The following is a 17,814-nucleotide window of genomic DNA, read 5'->3' as shown; positions in this document are numbered from 1 at the left end:
GGGTCTGCAGGCCACCAGCGCCTCCCACGGCAAGCTCGCGGTCGAGGAGGGCGCCTGGGTCTACAGCCTGGACACCGCCGACCCGCAGATCGGCAGCTCCGACATCCACCTGTTCTCCGTCGGCCGCGACGGCCGCACCGTCACCCTCGTCCGCTGGGGCCGGACGGGCGACCTCGCCGACGCCCCGCTGACCGCCTTCCGCACCACGACGAAGACGGCCGTCAACAAGCTCCACTGACCCGGGAGCTCCCCCGGGGGCTGACCACAGCTCGACAGCGGCGCGGCCGGAACCCCGGGCGCGCCGCTGTCGAGCCCACCTGCTCCGCCGGCAGCGGAGAGGGGCCGGACTGCTGCCGGGATTCCGCACGGCCGATGTGCGGTCACCGCGCGACGAACGAACGCCCGTAGCGGTCCGCGTTCCGTCGGCCTCACCGCCACCGCAGCGCGAACCAGCCGGGCCGGCTCCAGTTCTGGTGTCGCCGCTTCCGGTTGGGGCGGCGCGGGCGTACGAGTGCGTCCAGCTCGCCCACAGCTGGACGAATATGCTGGCGGCGCTTGCCCGCGCACCACCGGGAGAGCCGCCTTTCCGCCTCGCGCGGGCGCATGCCGAGGTCGTGCTCGGTACAGAGCGGCCACGCCCGCCGGAGCCGCTCGGTGACGGGCAGGATTCTCCACCGAGGGCCGCCGCGGATACGCTCCTGGTGGCCCGTGCCGGCATGGAGTGTGCGGGGCAGGGCCCGGTCCCGGGTGACGGGACCGGGAGCACGGTCGGGTCCGCAAACCCCTGGTGTCGGTGGCTTGTCGCCACCGACAGGCCGTTCAGCCATCGCCGGGTGCGGAGCCCGTCCAGGCCGGGGCGGTGACTGGTTCCTCTCGGGGGCTGATACGGCCCGAGCGGTAGCCGTCGGCAGACCCGTCGCGGCCGGAGACTCGAAGCGGCCCTCCCATGGCGCATCTGGAGAGGATCTGACGGCGCATGCGCCCGGCGCGCGCCGCCCTGCCCTCCTACGTGCGCTGCTGCCGGGTTCGGGCGCGGCAGCCAGACTGGTCACCGTTTCGCGGTCGGGCATCGCCTGCCGGGTAGGTCGAGCAGCGGCCGTCGGGCGGCCCGCGCCGCTCGACGAACAGGTTTCCCGCATGCCGCAGTTGCGGTCCGCGGGGCGAATCGAGGAGGAGAAGACGTGTACAGACACTTACCCGGTCCGCGCCGGACCGTACCGTTCCTGCACGCCGTTGTGACGTCCGGCCTGGCGTGCATGGCGATACTGGCCGCCGCATTGCCCGCTGCCGCCGCACCCGCGCCCGCCGGAACCGCGACCGTGCCCGCGCCGGTGCCCCGCGCAGCGACCGTGCTTTTCGATGAGGGGTTCGAGAACGCCCCTGGGGCTCCCCGCCTGCTGACCTCATACACCGGGGCTCCGCCGCTCGCCCAGACATACACCGCCGACCCGGCCTGGCTGACCGCCTGCAACGGCTGGCTGGTCTCGGCGGCCGACCCCGCCACCGCCCCGGCCGGCAGCGGCTGCGGGACGTCCTGGCCTTCTCAGCAGGCCATGGCGTCGGCGCTGGCAGAATGGGCCGGCGGCGACCCGGCCGCCAACCACGCCGTCACCGCGTACACCGCGGGGAACCCTGGAGCCGGAAAGACGCAGCTGGAGACGGTGCAGCCGGTGCCGGTCGCGGCGAACGGCCGCTTCCTGACCTTCTCGGTGGACGCGGCGGCCGTCAACTGCTTCGCCGCGCACCCGCTGCTGGAGTTCTTCCTGCTCGACGGACAGCAGGCCATCCCGGCGTTCACCGATCCCATCGACACGTGCACCGACGCCGACACGGTCACCGCGAACGGCACCCGCGTCGGCACCTACGCGGGTGACGACGCTGTGCTCTTCTCAGGCCCCTCGGCTGGTGTCCGCATGATCAACGCGCAGGCCAGCGGGACCGGCAACGACGGCGCGATCGACAACCTCCGGATCCTGGACGCCACACCGCAGCTCAGTACGGCCTTCGACCCCGACCCGGTGGGCGTCGACGACTCGACCACGCTGACCTTCACCGTCACCAACACCACCGAGCAGGCGGCGAAGCGCGGCTGGTCCTTCACCGAGCAGCTACCGCCCGGGCTCGTCGCCGACCCCGGCTCCGCCACCACCAACTGTCCTTCCGGCACGGTCACCGTCGACCCCGGTGGGCAACGTCTCACCTCCGGCGGCGACCTCGCCGCCGGGCAGGAGTCCTGCACGATCACGGTCCGGGTGACCTCGGCCCGCAGCGGTACGTACACCCTGTGCGCCACGGCGACCACCGCCCGGCGCGGCATCGACCCGCCCGGCTGCACCTCGGTGACGTTCGTTGCGCTGCTCATGGACGCACACGCCCAGGCCGTCATGGCCCCGCCGACCGCACCACTGGCCCCCTCGGACGTCACCTGCACCGAAGACCCGGCCACCGACGGCGCCCAACTCGGCAACACCCATGTCGGCTCCTCCATCGGCGTATTCACCTCCGCCACGACCCGCGCGACGGGCACCGCGGGCCCCGGCGGCGCCCGTACGGCCACCTCCACCGCCACCGTGAACGGACTGCATCTCCTCGGCGGCCTGGTCAGCGCGGGCACGGCAAGGGCCACAGCCACCGCGACCGCCCCCACAGCACTGGGCACGATCGGCGTCTCCGGCACGACCGCCCTGACCGGAGCCCGCGTGGGCAACACCACACTCGCCACCCACCCGGCGCCGAACACCGTCATCACCCTCCCGCAGCTCGGCACGGTCACCCTCAACGAGCAGCGCTTGTACGGTGACGGGCGCGGTCTCGTCGTCAACGCCCTGCACGTCCGGCTGGCCGACGGCACCGACATCATCGTGGGCGGCACCCGCGCCTCCCTCGCCCGGACCCCGGGCCCCTGCCCCTCGCCCTGACACCAGATCCCCCGAATCTCCCCACCACCACCGGCCCCCGTGATACGGGGTGCCGGCCCGAGCGGCCCCCTTCCTGTACGCACCGACTGCGAGGGGGCCGACCTCGTGGGGCGGGGGAACCGCTCGCAGCTTGGCTCTTCGCTACGAACGACCACACATTGCCAGGACGGCGACGGCCACCACATGGGACCGTCGAATACAGGATCAACGACATGGAGATGGCCCGGATCCGGTTCACTGATCTGCGGCACTTCCGGCTTGCCGAAGTACTCGGTACACAGGCCTTTCTGCTGATCGAAGGAGACGGTGGATGACGGCGACAAGGTGCCGACTTCGGCTGATCACCGTCGTAGGGAGGATCTGCTGTGTTACGCATCTATTTCACGTCGGAGGATGTGAGGCGGACGCGGGTCGCCGCAACCATCGGCATCGCGGCGGAGACATACCACAGTTTGGAAATGCTGAGGGACTCCCGTAACGCGCCCCAGCTCGGCCCGTGGCGGTCCGCCGTCGCGAGCCTGTTGGGGCCGCACCCGGAGCCGCTCGCATCGCTGCTCCCGGTGCGCGGGCCCGGGCTCGATCTGCTGGCCCTGATGGGCGATCCGCCCGATCTGGATCACGCCGTGGACAACCTGCTGTCCGCGCCGGTCCTCCGGCTGCGGAGGGAGTTCGACGGCATCGACTTCCGCCCCGCGTACGCGCCGTGGGCGGGGCGGCTGCGTGATGGGGACCGCGAGGCCCTGAAGGAACTCGCCGACGCCGTGCGTGGCTGGCACCGGCTGGCCGTGGAGCCCTTCTGGAATCAGGGGAGGTCCGCTCTGGTCGCGTTGTCGGCCCATTACGCGGACCTGGTGCTCCAAGGAGGTGTTGATCTGCTGCTGAGGTCGCTGGGGGTGCCGGAGGTCCGCTGGCGCCCGCCCGTGCTGGAAGCGCCGTATCCGCGCCGGACCGAGGTTCATCTGCGGGGTCGGGGGCTGGTCATCACGCCGGCGGTCTTCTCACCTCAGGGGGTGAGCTTCCTGTGGGATCCGCTCGACACCACGCAGCCGCCCAGGCTGACGGTGCCCGCCCTCCGCGAGCCGCTGGTCCACGGCCGGCCCGCCGAGCAGGGTGGCCCTGATCCGAGCCTGGCATCCCTCCTGGGCCGCACCCGGGCCGCAGCCCTTCTGGCGACCACGGTGGGGTGCACGACCACGGAGCTGGCCCGTCGGCTCGGAGTGTCGGCGGCGGCCGCCAGCCAGCACACCCGGGTCCTCCGGGACGCGGAACTCATCACCACCTCGCGCCGGGGCGGAGCCGTCCTGCACCTCATCACGCCGCTGGGAACCGCCTTGTTGAAGGCGCGGCGGTCCAATCAAGGCAGGGTTTAAGGCCTCGCTTAAGGCGTTGTCGGCAAGGGAGGCATCGGCCCATCATTCCGGTGACCGGGCACCGCGGGCCCGTTCGGACCACGCCCCGCCGATCTGGGAGAAGCAGACCATGATGCCCTTCACCGCACGCCTCCTGCCGCTCGCCGCAGCGGCCGCCCTGCTGAGTCCGCTGGCACTGACCAGTCCCGCGACAGCCGCGCCGGCGCACTACGCGTGTGGCAGCACCCCGCCCGACCTGGATCCGGTCCAGGGAACCGGCAAGGCGAACGGCGTCAACATGCGCACCGGCTCCAGCACCTCGTGCGCCAGCAGGGGGCTCGCGCATCTCAGCCACACCATCAACTACCACTGCTGGACCCTGGGCCAGGACGGATCCACCTGGACCTACGCGCGCAACCTGTCCACCGGCTACGCCGGCTGGATGCGCGACGACCTGCTCCAGGACAACGGCAGCAGCGTCCACTGCCCTCGCTGAACGGCCAACCTGTCCGCCCGACGGGGCAATACGGAGAAGCGAGCAGTTCAATGACGGGTTCCTGGGCCGCCATCACGCTTATGGCCCCGTGAACACGTCAAAATATGAACTGGCTTCGATCGGGTCATTATTCGGGGTCGAATAGTTCGAACTGGTGCCCGTTTGTCGATCCTGAGATCTGAGCAGTTTCGCGAAGTGGCAGATGTGACCACCGCGGCACCGATAAAAAGGGCTGCGGCCAAGAGGCCGTCACATGCGGACCCGCCCCATACCGTTGGGAAGCGGTTCGCCGCGTAAAGAACGCTCCGTCGGGAGCATGAGGAAATGGGGTCAGATGAGGAAGACTGCGATGCTGATGAGCGCGGTGACGCTCGCGGGCGGTCTGGTGTGTTTCTCGGGCGGCACAGCGCAGGCAGCTCCCGGCAACTGCACCACCTGGACATCGGGCAACAACCAGCGTTTCGCCCACGGACACTGCGCCACCGGCACCGGCGAGTACCGGGTGAAAGGCCGGTGCGACCACCGGTGGAGCCCCGACCCGTACCTCACCACAGCGTGGGTGCGCGTCGGCCAGACCACCACCGGCGACTGCCGGGACCTCGGAGTCGACCACAGGGCACACAGCCTCAGGCTCGAATTCCGCTAAGGGACCTTTCGCGAGGTGAGCTGGGCTGTTTCCCAGCTCACCCCGCGAAAGGGGTTATGGCACCAACGGTGAGTCCACGTTCCAGCTGACCAGCATCAGCGGGGCGCGCGCTCCCCAGAGCCTGGGCTGCCGCACTCGTTGCTGGAGCCAGTGGCCCGGCATGCGGCCAAGAAGCAGACCGTGCACTCCGAGGACGGCCCGGACGATGGCCAGGATGAACAGCATCAGGGCCAGCGCAACAATGATGAACAACCCATTCCCCCCTTGCTCGTGACCGCCGTCGCGTCACCCGATGCTGCAATCCAATCCGAAGGCGCGGAAGCGTTCAGCTACGGGGTGCGGGCAGCGTCCCGCGCCGTATCGGTCCCGACGAGCTCGCCACGCTCCTGGACCAGGTTGCGGTAGCTCGACCTGTACGGCGACTCCGTCTCGAACATCTTCCCGTGCGCCTACTGGGACCGCCCCGTCGAAGCGGCCACCAAGATCGACAACAAGGTCCCCGCGCTCATCGTCCAGAACGAATGGGACCCGCAGACACCCCTGGCCACCGCACTCGGCCTGCGCCGGGCGCTGAAGGGCTCCCGGCTTGTCACCGTTGACGAGGGGCAGGGCCACGGCGTGTACTCCCTCGGCATCAGCGCATGCGCCGACGATGTCACCACGCGGTATCTGACCACCGGCAGGCTTCCGGGCCGGGACGTCACCTGCGCGGCCGATCCGCTCTCCGCGGCCGACTCCCGCTCCACTTCGCCGAGCCCCGCCTCGGCACCGGCTCGCCTCCCCTTCTCCGGCCGCTGAGCGCCGGCAGGCGTATCCCCTGGTAGAAGGGCGGCGGAAGATCTTGTTGTGGGGGTGTCCGGTCTCCGGCCGGACACCCCGTCCTCGTCAGCGAACCGCCTGATCTCCTGCAACTTCAGCAGAGGGCCGCACGCTGTCACCCGGGGGAGTGGCTCGCGAGCGTAACGCCTTGTCAGGGGGTTGCGCTGGGTGTCTTTCTGACACGATCGGCGCCGATTCCTGTCCGGGCGCACCACGCGAACCCGCCGGTCGTGGGCAGCTCCCCGAAACACGGTCCGCGCCGCCGCCTTCGTCAGGGAAACGCGTTCGCACAACCATCCGAAAGGTGACCGTGACCTCATCGAGTACCTCTGTACCGGCCAATACCACCGGCCCCGGTGGCACCACCCTCGTCTACGGCCAGGGCTCCGGGTCGCAGCCCGGCCACACCCTGCGGGTCTACGCCGATCTGCGCTGCCCCTTCTGCAAACGCCTGGAGCGAGGCCTCGGCCCGGTCATGGAGAGGCTGGCCGAGGAGGGCCGCGTCACCCTCGAGTATCAGTTCGCCACGTTCATCGACGGCGGAGCCGGCGGCACCGGGTCGCTGTGTGCGCTGAGCGCCGTGGGAGCGGCGTCCGACGAGGGCGCGGCGACTGCCCAGCGCTACATCCGTTCCCTGTTCGCCTCCCAGCCCGCCGAGGACGACGATGCCTTCGCCGACACCGACGTCCTGCTGCGTCTGGCGGAGGAGGTCGACGGACTGCGCGGCCCCGCCTTCGACCGCAAGGTGACCGAGGGCTTCTACATCCCCTGGGCCCGCCGTGTCTCGACGGCCTTCGAGTCCAGTGGTGTCACCGGCACGCCCACGGTGCTCCTCGACAGCCGCCCCATCACCGTCATCAACCCCATGGGTTACGCGGTGACACCTGAGGCGTTCCTCGCCGAGCTGAACCTGGACTGACGCGCCTGCCGGGTTCTCTCGGCACCCGTGCTCCGCTTCCCGCGTTTGCCGCATCCTTCCGCGGGAGAGGACTGTCCTGCGTCACATGTGTGACGTCCGGCTGCAGCCATACCCAGGGCGGATATGGGTGAGTGAGCCGCTGCTTCGTGCGGCTCCGGTGCCTTGCTGGTTCACCGATCCACCCCTGGAGAGGACCTCCGTATGAGCAAGCGATACAGAACGCGCATATGGTTCAGCGCGGCTGTGGCGATGCTGATGACGTCGTTCGCGTTACCGCCGGCGGTCGCGCAGGCGGCGGCCACCGGGAACCGTTGTTCCGGTGGCTACGTGGCCATGACCTTCGACGACGGTCCGACGGATCTCACGGCCGTGTATCTGAAGGCGCTGCGGGAGGCCGGGCGTGTCAGGGCGACGTTCTTCGTGACCGGCACACTGGCCGACGGACAGCGCGCCGGGACAAGGCGGATCGTCGCCGCGGGTCATCAGGTCGGAAACCACTCCTACACCCACGCGAATCTTGTGGAGCTCGACGCGACCACCGCATTCGCCGAGCTACGCGACACCAGCCGCGTCGTCCGAACCCAGACGGGGCGTGCGCCCACGCTGTTCCGACCGCCCTTCGGGAGTACCGATGCCCGGACCCGACGGGATGCGGCCCGCCTGGGGATGACTGAGGTGATCTGGACGGCCGATACCGTCGACTGGAGCGGTATTCCCACCGCGACGATCGTGGCGAACGCGCTCACCGTGAAGCCGGGCGGCATCATCTTGCTGCACGACGGTCTGCAGACGACCCTCGCAGCTATCCCGAAGATCATCCAAGGGCTTGCGGAGCGGGACCTGTGCGCGGGCCGGATCGTGTACTCACCCACACCGGTCCAGGCGTGGCCGGGCCTGACCTTCCATGCCAAGGCTGCGCCCTGGCGTTGATGGCCTGGCGCCGACAAGGTGCTGACCGGGGGCGGTGCCGCGCACAGCGCCCGCCCTCGTCGGCGCCCACGGGCGGTCGGAACGGCGAGTGACCGGCGCGCGCTCCACGAGCCGCCCGGAGTTCAGCCTTGGGGGTCGTACGCGGGGAAGCGCGTCCACGTGGTCGGCGTGAGGGCGAGGCCAGCGCCCCGACCGGCTTCCGCGGCGGCGAGGAGTTCGAGAACAGCGGGGAGCTCGACGGTGGCTCTGTGGCTCGGGCTCCCGGTGCGGTGCTTGGAGTAGGCCGTTACGACGGGCCCCGTATCCCGAGCAGGTTGATGGGGCCGACCGAGATGTCGGGGGTGACACCGTACGGCACGGATTCCTCCGGGTAGCGGGGGGTGGATGACGGGGCTTCCTTCGGAGACGTACCGGGGGGCCATGGGCCTCGGCGGATTCCGCAGGTTTGGAAGGGCTGTGATGGAACAGACGAGGTGTTAACACAGACTTTATCTTTGCTGGTAGGAGTACTTCATGGGCATCATCGCGTGGATCTTCATTGGGCTGTTCGCCGGGATCATCGCCAAGGTATTGATGCCGGGCAAGGACCCGGGCGGCATCATCGTCACCATCCTCATCGGGATCGCGGGTGGTCTGCTCGGCGGATGGCTCGGCAAGGTCATCTTCGGCATCGACTCCATCGACGGCTTCTTCGAGATTTCCACCTGGGTTGCCGCCATCATCGGCTCCGTCATCCTGCTGGCTCTTTACCGGGTGATCGCGGGCAACCGGCGACACGCCTGACTTCGTCTCCCGGGCTCAGCAGCGCAGATCGCACGAGAGCGGCTCTCCCTCCAGAAAGGGTGGAGCCGCTCTTGTGTGATCTCTTCCTGAGTCTGCGCTTGCAGACGAAGGTGAAGGCGGTGCCGGTGAAGGCGGGGCGCCGCTGTTCGCGGTGGCGTATCCGCAGCCGGGTGGTGGCTGGCAGGTCACCCTCCTTGAGAGTGAGGGCGGCGCTCGTGATTCGTTCACGGCCACTGATCACTCCATCGAGCTCGGCGCCCGGTTCCGGGGTGGATATCCAACGGCCGTGTTGGCGGAGTCACTCGGATCCCGATGCCTCCCCGTAATTTTCTCCACGCCGGTCAAGCAGACGCGCAGGCCGCAACGGCCTGCACATTCCGCCCGGCCGAAATGAGGCCGTCCACCTCCGCCCGCACCTCGACCGAGAGCTGATACCACAGGGGCCTTCGCCATACCCGCACCGAACCCCACGGACCACACCCATGAGCGACCGCGATCCGCCGCCTTACCAAACACCCCTGCCAGGACCAACGCTCTCTCAGCCAATCGGGGCGTTTCGGTGATCCGGGCCCCAGCCTCTTCCTATTCTTCTGTCATGGCTATCCCCACTGAACCGATCGGCAGTCTTCCGCGTTCCGAAGCCTTCAGGCGCGCTCTCACCGCACATGCTCAGGGAACCCTGGACGACGCGGACTTCGCCGAACAGCAGGAGCAGGCCGTCGCGGACACCCTGGCCCGGCTGGAACGAGTCGGCAGCCCTGTCCTCGTGGACGGTGAACAGTCCAAGCCGAGCTTTGCCACATACCCCGTGACGGGCCTCGACACCCTCTCCCCAGACGGCGCCGTCATCCCCTTCGCCGACGGGCACACCCGACAGCTCCCCAGCATCACGCAAGGGCCCTTCCGGTACCAGGTGAGGGCGGGGACCTATCTCCGCGCCGCGCGGCAGCTCACGGACCGGCCGCTGAAACAGGCGGTCATCGCGCCCTCCGCGCTCAGTCTCCTCTACCCCGCCACGCCCATCGAGGGCTACCCCCGCGAGCAGTTCCTGGACGACCTCGCCGACGAGGCCGAAGCCGACATCCGCGACTGCCTGGACGCGGGCGCACACGTCGTCCAGCTCGACTTCACCGAAGGGCGGCTCTCCCTCAAGCTCGACCCCAGCGGCGGCGTCCTCGACGACTTCATCGCCCTCAACAACAAGGTCCTGGAACGCTTCAGCGCCGAGGAACGCATCCGCATCGGCGTACACACCTGCCCCGGCGGTGACCAGGATTCCACGCACAGCCTCGACATCGACTACGCCGAGCTGCTGCCCAAGCTCTTCCAACTCAAGGTGGGCAACTTCTACCTCGAACTGGCCGCCGAACCGGATCCGGAGCGGGTTCTGAGCATCGTCCGCGACCACCTGCCCCCCACAGCCCGTGTCTTCGTCGGAGTCACCGACCCCATCGACCCCATCGTCGAGACCCCCGAGCAGGTACGCGACCGGGTCCTGCTCGCCGCCCGCTACATCCCTGTCCAGCAGCTGGGAACCTGCGACGACTGCGGCTTCTCCCCGTTCGCCGACGACGCCTCCACCACACGCGAACTCGCCTTCGCCAAGATCGACGCACGCGTACGGGGTACCGTCCTGGCAGAAGAAGCGCTCGGCCTCTGATCCCGCCTTCCGCTCCCGTGGTGGGTTGAACCAGCAATTTATCTGGCCTGTGACGGCCTCGGCCGTCCGTTCGGCCGCCGTCGCAGGACACGCTCAGCCGTCGCACCCCAGGCGCGCAGCAGCCGCCCGATCGCCACCTGATCCACCCGCACCTCGACGCTCACAGCCCCACCTCATTTCGCTCGTGACGCCAGGCGCGTTGCGGGGTCGAATCGTACGGTGGTGCTCACGTCGTACGGAGTGTTGGTGATGCCGTCTCCGGCGAGCGTACGATTGATGGTTGCCGTGTCGGTGACCCGGAGTACGGTCCGCTCTCCCTTGCCTTGGTCGCTCGCGGAGAGTCGAAGTGCCGTCCACATCAACGACTCCGCGCCGGCCATACCGACCAGTGACGCGGCCGTTGCGGGCCGCACCGGGACCAGCGGCGGCTCCCCGAGTTCCACCGTGGCCCGGAAGCCCTGGAGGACTCGCACCATCCCCTCGACCCACTCCACCGGCCTTCCGCCCAGAGTGAGGGGTGGCGGGGTCCGTTCCTCCTCGTGCGTGACGCCGTCGGACCGTGCCCAGCGTTCAAGGCCGGCGCCCCTGGACGCCAGGTGACGGTCACCGGCGTCGACTTCGTGTTCCGGCCGCAGCCGAGCATCTACCTCCTGTGGGCGCTGGGGGATGAGGAGGCCCGGCGGGCGGTCGAGGCCGCGCACGGGCGGGCGATCGTGCGGGTGCTGGAGCGGATTGGGGACGAGGTCGCGGTGATCCGGTACGGCAGGGACGGCATCTACCGGGTGTGGCCGCCCGGAGGTTTGGTCGCCGCGCGCTTCCATCACGACGAGGCGCGTTCCGGCCGACCGCTGAAGCCGCTCGCCGGTGAGCATGACCCGGCGGCTCTTCATATTCGACTGCCACACCTCGAACCCCTCGGGCACGTCCTGTCGGCCTCCGGCCAGGACTTCGCCACCACCGCCGTTCTCTCCCGCTCCGCGCGCTGGGCCAGGCGCGGGGGCTGAAACAGGTGATGTGCAGGGAAGGCTGATGATCACGCTGACGCTCGTGTTCCTCCGGGGCCGGTCCCTCTCGGTCACAGGTTCCCCCTTTGTGCGCCAGTTCCCACGAGTGTGACAGGAGGAGGGAGAGGGCTCCCGCCCCTCCTTCGCGCCGTCATGCCCTACGGAACACCCCCCTGCCGGGCTGCCACCCGGACGCTGCCCGCGCGGCACCACCCACACCGTCAACAACGCCCAGCAGATCACCGCGAAGGACGCCCGCTTGTTCGAGACCAGACGTTGAACAACCAGCTGAGACTCAGAGCTCCGTACGGCAGCCGCCGGGGAGCGTGTCGAGGCCACGCCCGAGCCGGGCGCAGCCGCCATGCAGGCGTCCGGTCACGGTTCGCGGAGTACGTTCCGGACCGCTCTCTTGCGGACCTGGAGCGAGGTGGGGTCGATCGCAGCCAGAGGAGCCGCTTCGGGCAGCGTCTCTTCCGCGGCCCGTAGCCGGCGTGGGTCACAAGATCGGGAAGGTGTATCCGGTCTTGATACCCGAGTCGTCCGTGGCGGTCACGGCGATCGCGGGGCGGCAGGCGCTGCGGCAGAGTAGGCGGCATGGACGACCTCAACGCACTCGCCGAGGAGCACCTGACCGCCGCCCGCGCGTCCGCACACGGTCGCAGCGCGCACCTCCTCATCCAGGAACCGCCCCTGCGCCAGACGGTGATCGCCCTCACCTCCGGCTCGGCGCTCGACGAACACAACGCCCCGCCCGCCGCCTCCCTCCTGGTGCTGCGCGGCACGGTCCGCCTCACCGCCGACTCCGGCGACGCCGAGCTCCCGGCCGGCACGCTCCACCCGATCCCGCAGGAGCGGCACGGGCTGCTGGCGCTCCAGGACACGGTGGTCCTGCTCACGGCCGTCAACGACTGACCCGCCCCTCGACGACTCACGGAACATCCGGACAGGCCGTACGGGCCGGGGACATGCCGTAAGGGCCGGGCAGGTGTGTCCGCGCCGGGACGTGGCAGGAGAGGATCGAGGGAAGCCGGGGCGTCCGTCGGACGAGCACCCCGCCCGCCGCGTCCGACCACGTCCCCGGAGAACCAGCTTGACCACCCCGACCACCGCAGCCGCGGAACGCACCGCCCCCGCCGCCGGGCGCCCCCGCACGCCGCGCCACTGGCTGACCGCCCTGCGCCGCACCCCCCTCTCGCTGTGGAACGACGACATCACCGACTGGGCCGCCGCCCTCACCTACTACGCCATCCTCGCGCTGCTCCCGGCCCTCCTCGTCACCGTCTCCGTGATCGGCCTCGCCAACCCCGACGCGACCACCGCCCTCATCGCCGACATCACCGCCTTCGCCCCCGCCGAGTCCGGGGAGGCGCTCCGCCGCCCGCTGGAGGCGGCCACCGAGCAGCGCTCCGCCGTCTGGCTGCTCGTCGCGACCGGATCCGTCAGCGCCGTGTGGTCCGCGTGCAGCTACCTCGCGGTCTTCCGCCGCGCGCTGCACGCCATGCACGGCGAACGGGACAACCGCCCGCCCCTGCGGCAGGCGCACATCATCGTCGTCTCGGCGATCGGTCTGCTCATCCTCCTGATGACCAGCGCCTTCGCCCTCGTCATGACCGGCCCCCTGGCCCGCTGGCTCGGCCGCCGCGTCGGGCTGCCGCACGAGGGTGAGACGTTGTGGGCGGCGCTGAAGTGGCCGCTGCTGGTCTGCCTCGTCGCCTGCCTGATCATGGTCCTCTTCAGCACCGGCCCCCGCTCCGCACGCGGCGTCCGCCGAGGCCTGCCGGGCGGGATCCTGGCCGCCTTCCTCTGGCTCACCGCGTCGGCTCTCTTCGCCCTGTACGCGACCCAGGTCGGCAGCTACAGCAGGCTCTACGGCTCCCTCGCCGGGCTCGTCGTCTTCCTCATCTGGGTCTGGTTCGCCAACCTCTCGCTGCTCGCCGGCGCGCAGTTCAACGTGGAGCTGTACCGCCCGCAGCCCGTCCGCGAGCCGGAGGAGGCGCCCGCTACGGCCGCAGAATGAGGCGGACCGGGTCGCCCTCCTTGGTCTCCATCCGGCGCACCGCCGTCGCCGCCTCCTCCAGGGGCAGTACGTCGGTGACCGACCGGGAGAAGTCCAGGCGCCCGCCCTCGGCGAGCCGGACGAGCTGCGCCACATGGTGCTCCTCGGAGCCGTAGTGCCCCAGGATCCGGTGCTGGAGGTAGCTGAACCGGGTGGACCGGTCGACCGTCAGCGGCTGGTCACTCAGCCCCACCAGCACCAGGCGCCCCTTCGGCGCCAGCACGCTCAACGCCTGCTCCCGGACAGCGGGGACCCCCGCGAAGTCGAAGGCCGCCTCCAGACCGGCGCCGCCCGTCGCCCCGAGCACCCGCTCGTGCAGCAGCGGGTCGCCGGAGTCCAGCGCCAGATCGGCCCCGAAGTGCAGGGCCCGGTCCCGGGCGGCGGGGGCCGGGTCCACCGCGATCACCGGGTACGCGCCCACGGCCCGCAGCAACTGCACGGCGTGCGCCCCTAGCCCGCCCGCGCCCCACACCCCGACGGCCTGCGCCGGGCGCACGTCACCCGTGACGGTCACCGCAGCCCAGGGGGTGGAGACGGCGTCCGGGATGATCGCCGCCTGGTCGAGGGGGAGCGTGAGGGGCAGGGCGACCAGGGTGGCGGCGGAGGCGAGGGCGTACTCGGCCCAGCCACCGTCGTAATCGACACCCCGGGTGTGCGTCCGGCCGCCGCGCCGCTCGCCGGCCTGGAGGACCACCCGCTGCCCGGCGCTCCAGCCGTCGACCCCCGGTCCCGGCGTGTCGACCGTCCCGGCCACCTCATGGCCCAGAGTGACCGATTCTGCAGCCAGATACAGGGGGGTGAGCGTGCCGTCGACAAGGTGCACATCGGAGAGGCAGACCCCGGCCGCCGCCACCTTCACCAGCACCTCGCCAGGCCCCGGCACCGGCTTCGTCACCTCCTCGACGGAGAGGGTGCGGGTGGGCAGGTGCAGGCGCACGGCGCGCATGCGGTCCATGGCGGGGTCCTTGTCGTGACGGCGTGAGGCGTGACGGCCTGACGGCCTGACGGTACGCCCCGGTCGCGGGCGGGACCCGGCCGGTCAGGCCTTCGAACGGTATCCGGCGACGATCGGCATCGTCTCGCGCAGCACCCGCACACTGTCGTTCGAGGCGTCCCCGAGCCGGTGCCCCTTCCAGAGCCCCTCGGCGCTGGAGAACCGGCTGATGCGCTTGCAGTGGGTGCCGCACGCGGCGCGGTACGCCATGAGGGTGTAGTGGCTGCCGTCCTCGGTGATCCAGCCGGTGTTGTACGGGCGGGTGCGGCTCACGCTCATCGACCCGCCGCCGTCCGTCGCCAGCGTCGTACGGTCGTGGGCCAGGCCCAGGTTGTGGCCGATCTCGTGGCTCGCCGAATCCAGCTCGATCCCGTCGACCTCGACGACGGCGTACGCGTACTCGTCGGACGAGCTGTCGAGGGCGGACGTGTAGTCCGCCGTGCCGCCGCCGCGCTCGGTCCGCTCCACGACGAGCGTCACCAGGTCGGCGCCGTACCGCTCACGCTGCTCGTGCACCTGGCGCCCGAGCCCGGAGGTGTGGTCCTTCAGTACGGCGTACGCGGCACGGAACTCCTCCGAGCCGTCGTAGCCCCGCGCCGTGTACGGGTGGACGACCCGGATGATCCCGCAGAGGCCGTCCGCCGCCAGCGAGCGGTTCATCCGGGTCGCGATCCGCTGGGCCGACGCCGGAACCCGGTGCTCGCCGCCGAGCCGCTCCGCGGCCTTGGGGGTGTGGACCACCAGCACGTCGACGACGGGGCAGCGCACCGCTCCCGAAGCGGCCGCCGGGGTGGCCGGGGCGCTCGCGGACGTATCGGTGAGGAACGGGGCGGCACAGAGGGACGCGGCGATGCCGACGGCCAGAGCCGCTTTCAGGAGAGGTGCACGCATGGGAAGTCGGCTCCATCCGGGGAGGGCGGGCGGAGGGGGTGCCCTGGTTACCGCTCTGGTTACAGAACGTGCTTCTTTCTAACACTCAGTGAGCGCGGCCGCCTGTCGCGCCGGATACCGGGCGGTACGAAGGTTGGGGCCGGGCCGAGGGGTGTCGAGGTGACGAGGTGGGCAGGTACACCTGTACGAACTCGCGCAAGCGGTACGGCAGTCGGTGGCAGAGGGGCGTGTGTGGCGTGACGGAACAGAGCGAATGGCGTTTCTCCGACGACCGGGGTCAGTTGTCGACGGCACCCCGGCGGCCCGAGCGGGTGCTCGCCTACGTCCAGGCCGGGGCGACGCTGTGGGGCCTCGGCATCCGGCCGCAGGCAATCTTCGGCTCCGACCACGACGGCCCCGACCCCGACCGCGCCAAGACCGGGACGCTCCCGCTGGACGAGGTCGCGTACGTCGGTGCCGGCAGCGGGCTGGACGTGGAACGGCTGCTCAGCGGCCGGCCGGATCTGGTGGTCGCGGTGAGCTACGGCAACGGTCATGTGTACGGGCTGGCGCCGGAGACCGCCAAGCCGCTGGAGGAGCGGGTCCCGGTCGTCGTCATCGATGTCAGCCAGGCCCGGACGTTCGAGGAGATCGGCGACCGGTTCGCCGAACTGGCCCGCTCGCTCGGCGCCGAGGACCGCGCGGAGGCGGACGCCGACCTCGACGCGGCCCGGGAGCGGCTGCGGACGATCGCCGCCGCAGGTCCGGCCGGCACGCCCCGCGTGCTCGCCCTCTCCCCGGCCGGACCCGACCAGGCCCACGTCGCCCGCCCCACGATGTGGCCCGAACTGCGCGTCCTCACCGAGCTCGGCGTCCACCTGGTGGCGCCCGCCCCCGGCCCCGGGGCCAACTGGTCCACCCTCGACCGGGAGGGCACCTTCGCGCTCCGCCCCGACGTGATCCTCACCGACATCCGCGCCCACGCCGCCCCGCTCGACGAACTGCGCGGAGACGAGTACGGCGCGGTGCCCGTCGTGCCGTGGAACCCGGAGCCCCTGTACGGCCCCCGCGACCACGCCCGCTTCCTCGGCCTGGTCGCGGACGTGCTGGAGCGGTAGGCGGCACCACCCCCGTCGGCCACCCACCCGGTCGGCCACCTACCCCGTCGGCCACCTACCCCGTCGGCCACCTACTCCGTCGGCCACCTACTCCGTCGGGACCAGCCCGTCCGCCACGAGCCCGGCGAGGACCGCCTCGCCGAGCGCGTGGACGGCGGACTGGGGGCGGACCATCACGGTGAACTCCTTGATCCGGCCGTCCTCGGCGAGGTGGACCAGGTCGATGCCGTGGATCTCCTTGCCGTTCACGGTCGCCCGGAAGAGCAGGATCGCGGCCGGGGCCTCGGCGCCGTCCGCGCTGGTCTGCGCCGTGCCCGCGAACTCTCCGACGTAACGGAAGTCCTCGAAGGTGCGCAGCAGGACCCCGAAGAGGCCCAGCACCATGGGCCGCCCCTCGAACGGGGTGAACTTCACCGGGCTGTAGAGCCGGATGTCCTCGGTGAACAGATCGTCCAGGGCGCTGAGGTCGCGGGTGTTCACGGCCGTGCGGAAGCGGTCCACTGCGGTGGTCATGGCGTCTCCTCGAAGGCTGGTGCTCAGGAAAGTGACTAGTCATTAATATGAGTAGTCACTTTCATGACTATCATGGACCGCGTACTCCTGGACAAGGGGCAAGTGGACGTGAGAGGGAGGCGGTCCGATGGCCCTGCGTCACGCTGTGCTGGCGGCGCTGCTCGACGAGGAGCTGAGCGGGTACCAGCTCGCCAAGGCGTTCGACATGGGCGTCGCGAACTTCTGGCACGCGCTACCCCAGCAGCTGTACGCCGAGCTGGCCAAGCTGGAGAAGGAAGGCCTGGTCGCCGGGCGCGAGGTCGTGCAGGACACCCGGCCCAACAAGCGCCTCTTCCGGGTCACCGACGACGGTCTCGCCGAGCTGGAGCGGTTCGCGGCGGTCGCCGCCAAGCCCTCGTTCATCCGGGACGATCTGCTCGTCAAGGTCCAGGCGGCGGACCATCTCGACAGCGCCGAGCTGATCGCCCGGCTCGCCGAGCGGGCGGAGTTCGCCGAGGCCAAGGCCACGCAGTTCGAGGCGCTGCTGAAGGGGATGCGCGGCGACCGGCCGGAGGAGGAGTTCCTGCGGTACGGGGAGCGGATCGGGCCCTACCTCACGTGCCGACGCGGACGGGACTTCGAGCGGGCCAACCATGACTGGTGCCGGGAGGTCATCGAGGTGCTGCGGGCGCGGTCGGCCAACTGACGGGAGCCTTCGCAACTCTCCAAAAAATATTCTGCAAAAATACTTTGGGAAAGT

General features: G+C 70.4%; 18 protein-coding genes and 2 pseudogenes. 15 read left to right on the top strand and 5 right to left on the bottom strand.

All coding sequences use genetic code 11. The features are described from left to right. From ACFWRT_RS29065 to ACFWRT_RS29045, 5 genes and pseudogenes are all read left to right on the top strand, one after another. Nucleotides 1-238 (top strand): annotated as a pseudogene (locus ACFWRT_RS29065) (hypothetical protein); the annotation flags it as partial. 1,018 nt (nucleotides 239-1,256) lie between these two features. Beyond that, nucleotides 1,257-2,918 (top strand): choice-of-anchor P family protein, encoded by a 1,662-nt coding sequence (locus ACFWRT_RS29060; protein ID WP_380954622.1) that lies wholly within the window; start codon nucleotides 1,257-1,259, stop codon nucleotides 2,916-2,918. A gap of 458 nt (nucleotides 2,919-3,376) precedes the next feature. Further along, nucleotides 3,377-4,288: an ArsR/SmtB family transcription factor gene (locus tag ACFWRT_RS29055; RefSeq protein ID WP_380954620.1), complete on the top strand. Its 912-nt coding sequence runs from the start codon at nucleotides 3,377-3,379 to the stop codon at nucleotides 4,286-4,288. A gap of 109 nt (nucleotides 4,289-4,397) precedes the next feature. Beyond that, nucleotides 4,398-4,763, top strand: coding sequence for an SH3 domain-containing protein (locus ACFWRT_RS29050; protein WP_350677159.1), 366 nt, complete (start codon nucleotides 4,398-4,400; stop codon nucleotides 4,761-4,763). Between the two features lie 334 nt (nucleotides 4,764-5,097). Then, on the top strand, nucleotides 5,098-5,409 hold the full coding sequence (locus ACFWRT_RS29045) for a hypothetical protein (RefSeq protein WP_380954618.1): 312 nt from the start codon (nucleotides 5,098-5,100) through the stop codon (nucleotides 5,407-5,409). Nucleotides 5,410-5,463: 54 nt separating this feature from the next. Here ACFWRT_RS29045 and ACFWRT_RS29040 read toward each other — a convergent pair whose 3' ends face one another. After that, entirely contained in the window at nucleotides 5,464-5,661 is a 198-nt protein-coding gene (locus ACFWRT_RS29040; protein WP_380954617.1) for a hypothetical protein, read from the bottom strand. Nucleotides 5,662-5,820: 159 nt separating this feature from the next. Between ACFWRT_RS29040 and ACFWRT_RS29035 the strand changes: the two are divergent. The 5 genes and pseudogenes from ACFWRT_RS29035 to ACFWRT_RS29015 all read left to right on the top strand — a co-directional run. Further along, nucleotides 5,821-6,207, top strand: a pseudogene (locus ACFWRT_RS29035) (alpha/beta hydrolase); the annotation flags it as partial. A gap of 331 nt (nucleotides 6,208-6,538) precedes the next feature. Then, nucleotides 6,539-7,147 (top strand): DsbA family protein, encoded by a 609-nt coding sequence (locus tag ACFWRT_RS29030; RefSeq protein ID WP_380954615.1) that lies wholly within the window; start codon nucleotides 6,539-6,541, stop codon nucleotides 7,145-7,147. A gap of 201 nt (nucleotides 7,148-7,348) precedes the next feature. Next, a complete protein-coding gene (locus ACFWRT_RS29025) occupies nucleotides 7,349-8,077 on the top strand; it encodes a polysaccharide deacetylase family protein (protein ID WP_380954613.1) in 729 nt (242 codons plus the stop codon). Between the two features lie 513 nt (nucleotides 8,078-8,590). Further along, a complete protein-coding gene (locus ACFWRT_RS29020; protein WP_380954611.1) occupies nucleotides 8,591-8,860 on the top strand; it encodes a GlsB/YeaQ/YmgE family stress response membrane protein in 270 nt (89 codons plus the stop codon). A 595-nt stretch (nucleotides 8,861-9,455) separates the two neighbouring features. Further along, nucleotides 9,456-10,520 carry a cobalamin-independent methionine synthase II family protein gene (locus tag ACFWRT_RS29015; protein WP_380954609.1) on the top strand — a complete coding sequence of 355 codons (1,065 nt, stop codon included), beginning with the start codon at nucleotides 9,456-9,458 and terminating at the stop codon, nucleotides 10,518-10,520. 173 nt (nucleotides 10,521-10,693) lie between these two features. On the opposite strand, the gene ACFWRT_RS29010 is transcribed toward ACFWRT_RS29015, so the two are convergent. Further along, nucleotides 10,694-10,996, bottom strand: coding sequence for a hypothetical protein (locus ACFWRT_RS29010; protein WP_380954607.1), 303 nt, complete (start codon nucleotides 10,994-10,996; stop codon nucleotides 10,694-10,696). Between the two features lie 120 nt (nucleotides 10,997-11,116). Between ACFWRT_RS29010 and ACFWRT_RS29005 the strand changes: the two genes are divergently transcribed. The 3 genes from ACFWRT_RS29005 (at nucleotide 11,117) to ACFWRT_RS28995 (ending at nucleotide 13,541) form a co-directional block, all read left to right on the top strand. Beyond that, nucleotides 11,117-11,524 carry a relaxase domain-containing protein gene (locus ACFWRT_RS29005; protein ID WP_380954606.1) on the top strand — a complete coding sequence of 136 codons (408 nt, stop codon included), beginning with the start codon at nucleotides 11,117-11,119 and terminating at the stop codon, nucleotides 11,522-11,524. 594 nt (nucleotides 11,525-12,118) lie between these two features. Continuing rightward, on the top strand, nucleotides 12,119-12,436 hold the full coding sequence (locus tag ACFWRT_RS29000; protein WP_380954604.1) for a cupin domain-containing protein: 318 nt from the start codon (nucleotides 12,119-12,121) through the stop codon (nucleotides 12,434-12,436). Between the two features lie 178 nt (nucleotides 12,437-12,614). Continuing rightward, on the top strand, nucleotides 12,615-13,541 hold the full coding sequence (locus ACFWRT_RS28995; RefSeq protein WP_380954602.1) for a YihY/virulence factor BrkB family protein: 927 nt from the start codon (nucleotides 12,615-12,617) through the stop codon (nucleotides 13,539-13,541). Here ACFWRT_RS28995 and ACFWRT_RS28990 read toward each other — a convergent pair. Both ACFWRT_RS28990 and ACFWRT_RS28985 read right to left on the bottom strand, forming a co-directional pair. Beyond that, a complete protein-coding gene (locus ACFWRT_RS28990; RefSeq protein WP_380954601.1) occupies nucleotides 13,525-14,535 on the bottom strand; it encodes a zinc-binding dehydrogenase in 1,011 nt (336 codons plus the stop codon). The two genes, ACFWRT_RS28995 and ACFWRT_RS28990, sit on opposite strands and share 17 nt — an antisense overlap. An 84-nt stretch (nucleotides 14,536-14,619) precedes the next feature. Then, nucleotides 14,620-15,465 (bottom strand): M12 family metallo-peptidase, encoded by an 846-nt coding sequence (locus tag ACFWRT_RS28985; protein ID WP_380954599.1) that lies wholly within the window; start codon nucleotides 15,463-15,465, stop codon nucleotides 14,620-14,622. Between the two features lie 236 nt (nucleotides 15,466-15,701). On the opposite strand from ACFWRT_RS28985, the gene ACFWRT_RS28980 reads away from it, so the two are divergent. After that, complete coding sequence (locus ACFWRT_RS28980) at nucleotides 15,702-16,562, top strand: ABC transporter substrate-binding protein (protein WP_380954597.1); 861 nt, start codon at nucleotides 15,702-15,704, stop codon at nucleotides 16,560-16,562. An 87-nt stretch (nucleotides 16,563-16,649) separates the two neighbouring features. Here ACFWRT_RS28980 and ACFWRT_RS28975 read toward each other — a convergent pair whose 3' ends face one another. Further along, the gene (locus ACFWRT_RS28975) at nucleotides 16,650-17,075 is read right to left on the bottom strand and encodes a nuclear transport factor 2 family protein (RefSeq protein WP_380954595.1); all 426 of its coding nucleotides are present in this window, start codon (nucleotides 17,073-17,075) and stop codon (nucleotides 16,650-16,652) included. A gap of 127 nt (nucleotides 17,076-17,202) precedes the next feature. Between ACFWRT_RS28975 and ACFWRT_RS28970 the strand changes: the two genes are divergently transcribed. Beyond that, nucleotides 17,203-17,760 carry a PadR family transcriptional regulator gene (locus tag ACFWRT_RS28970; protein ID WP_380954593.1) on the top strand — a complete coding sequence of 186 codons (558 nt, stop codon included), beginning with the start codon at nucleotides 17,203-17,205 and terminating at the stop codon, nucleotides 17,758-17,760. The last annotated feature ends 54 nt before the right edge of the window (nucleotides 17,761-17,814 follow it).

The organism is Streptomyces cyaneofuscatus (genome assembly GCF_042718795.1).
In the GTDB taxonomy this organism is placed as follows: domain Bacteria; phylum Actinomycetota; class Actinomycetes; order Streptomycetales; family Streptomycetaceae; genus Streptomyces; species Streptomyces cyaneofuscatus_A.
This window is presented reverse-complemented; position numbering and strand designations above follow the sequence as displayed.

Bases quoted from the DNA above. Each gene is read 5' to 3' on its own strand.
- ACFWRT_RS29010 (WP_380954607.1), bottom strand. From the start codon at position 10,996: ATGGTGCGAGTCCTCCAGGGCTTCCGGGCCACGGTGGAACTCGGGGAG.
- ACFWRT_RS29000 (WP_380954604.1), top strand. From the start codon at position 12,119: ATGGACGACCTCAACGCACTCGCCGAGGAGCACCTGACCGCCGCCCGC.
- ACFWRT_RS29045 (WP_380954618.1), top strand. From the start codon at position 5,098: ATGAGGAAGACTGCGATGCTGATGAGCGCGGTGACGCTCGCGGGCGGT.
- ACFWRT_RS29025 (WP_380954613.1), top strand. From the start codon at position 7,349: ATGAGCAAGCGATACAGAACGCGCATATGGTTCAGCGCGGCTGTGGCG.
- ACFWRT_RS29055 (WP_380954620.1), top strand. From the start codon at position 3,377: ATGCTGAGGGACTCCCGTAACGCGCCCCAGCTCGGCCCGTGGCGGTCC.
- ACFWRT_RS28985 (WP_380954599.1), bottom strand. From the start codon at position 15,465: ATGCGTGCACCTCTCCTGAAAGCGGCTCTGGCCGTCGGCATCGCCGCG.
- ACFWRT_RS29020 (WP_380954611.1), top strand. From the start codon at position 8,591: ATGGGCATCATCGCGTGGATCTTCATTGGGCTGTTCGCCGGGATCATC.
- ACFWRT_RS28975 (WP_380954595.1), bottom strand. From the start codon at position 17,075: ATGACCACCGCAGTGGACCGCTTCCGCACGGCCGTGAACACCCGCGAC.
- ACFWRT_RS29060 (WP_380954622.1), top strand. From the start codon at position 1,257: ATGGCGATACTGGCCGCCGCATTGCCCGCTGCCGCCGCACCCGCGCCC.
- ACFWRT_RS29015 (WP_380954609.1), top strand. From the start codon at position 9,456: ATGGCTATCCCCACTGAACCGATCGGCAGTCTTCCGCGTTCCGAAGCC.
- ACFWRT_RS29050 (WP_350677159.1), top strand. From the start codon at position 4,398: ATGATGCCCTTCACCGCACGCCTCCTGCCGCTCGCCGCAGCGGCCGCC.
- ACFWRT_RS28990 (WP_380954601.1), bottom strand. From the start codon at position 14,535: ATGGACCGCATGCGCGCCGTGCGCCTGCACCTGCCCACCCGCACCCTC.
- ACFWRT_RS28970 (WP_380954593.1), top strand. From the start codon at position 17,203: ATGGCCCTGCGTCACGCTGTGCTGGCGGCGCTGCTCGACGAGGAGCTG.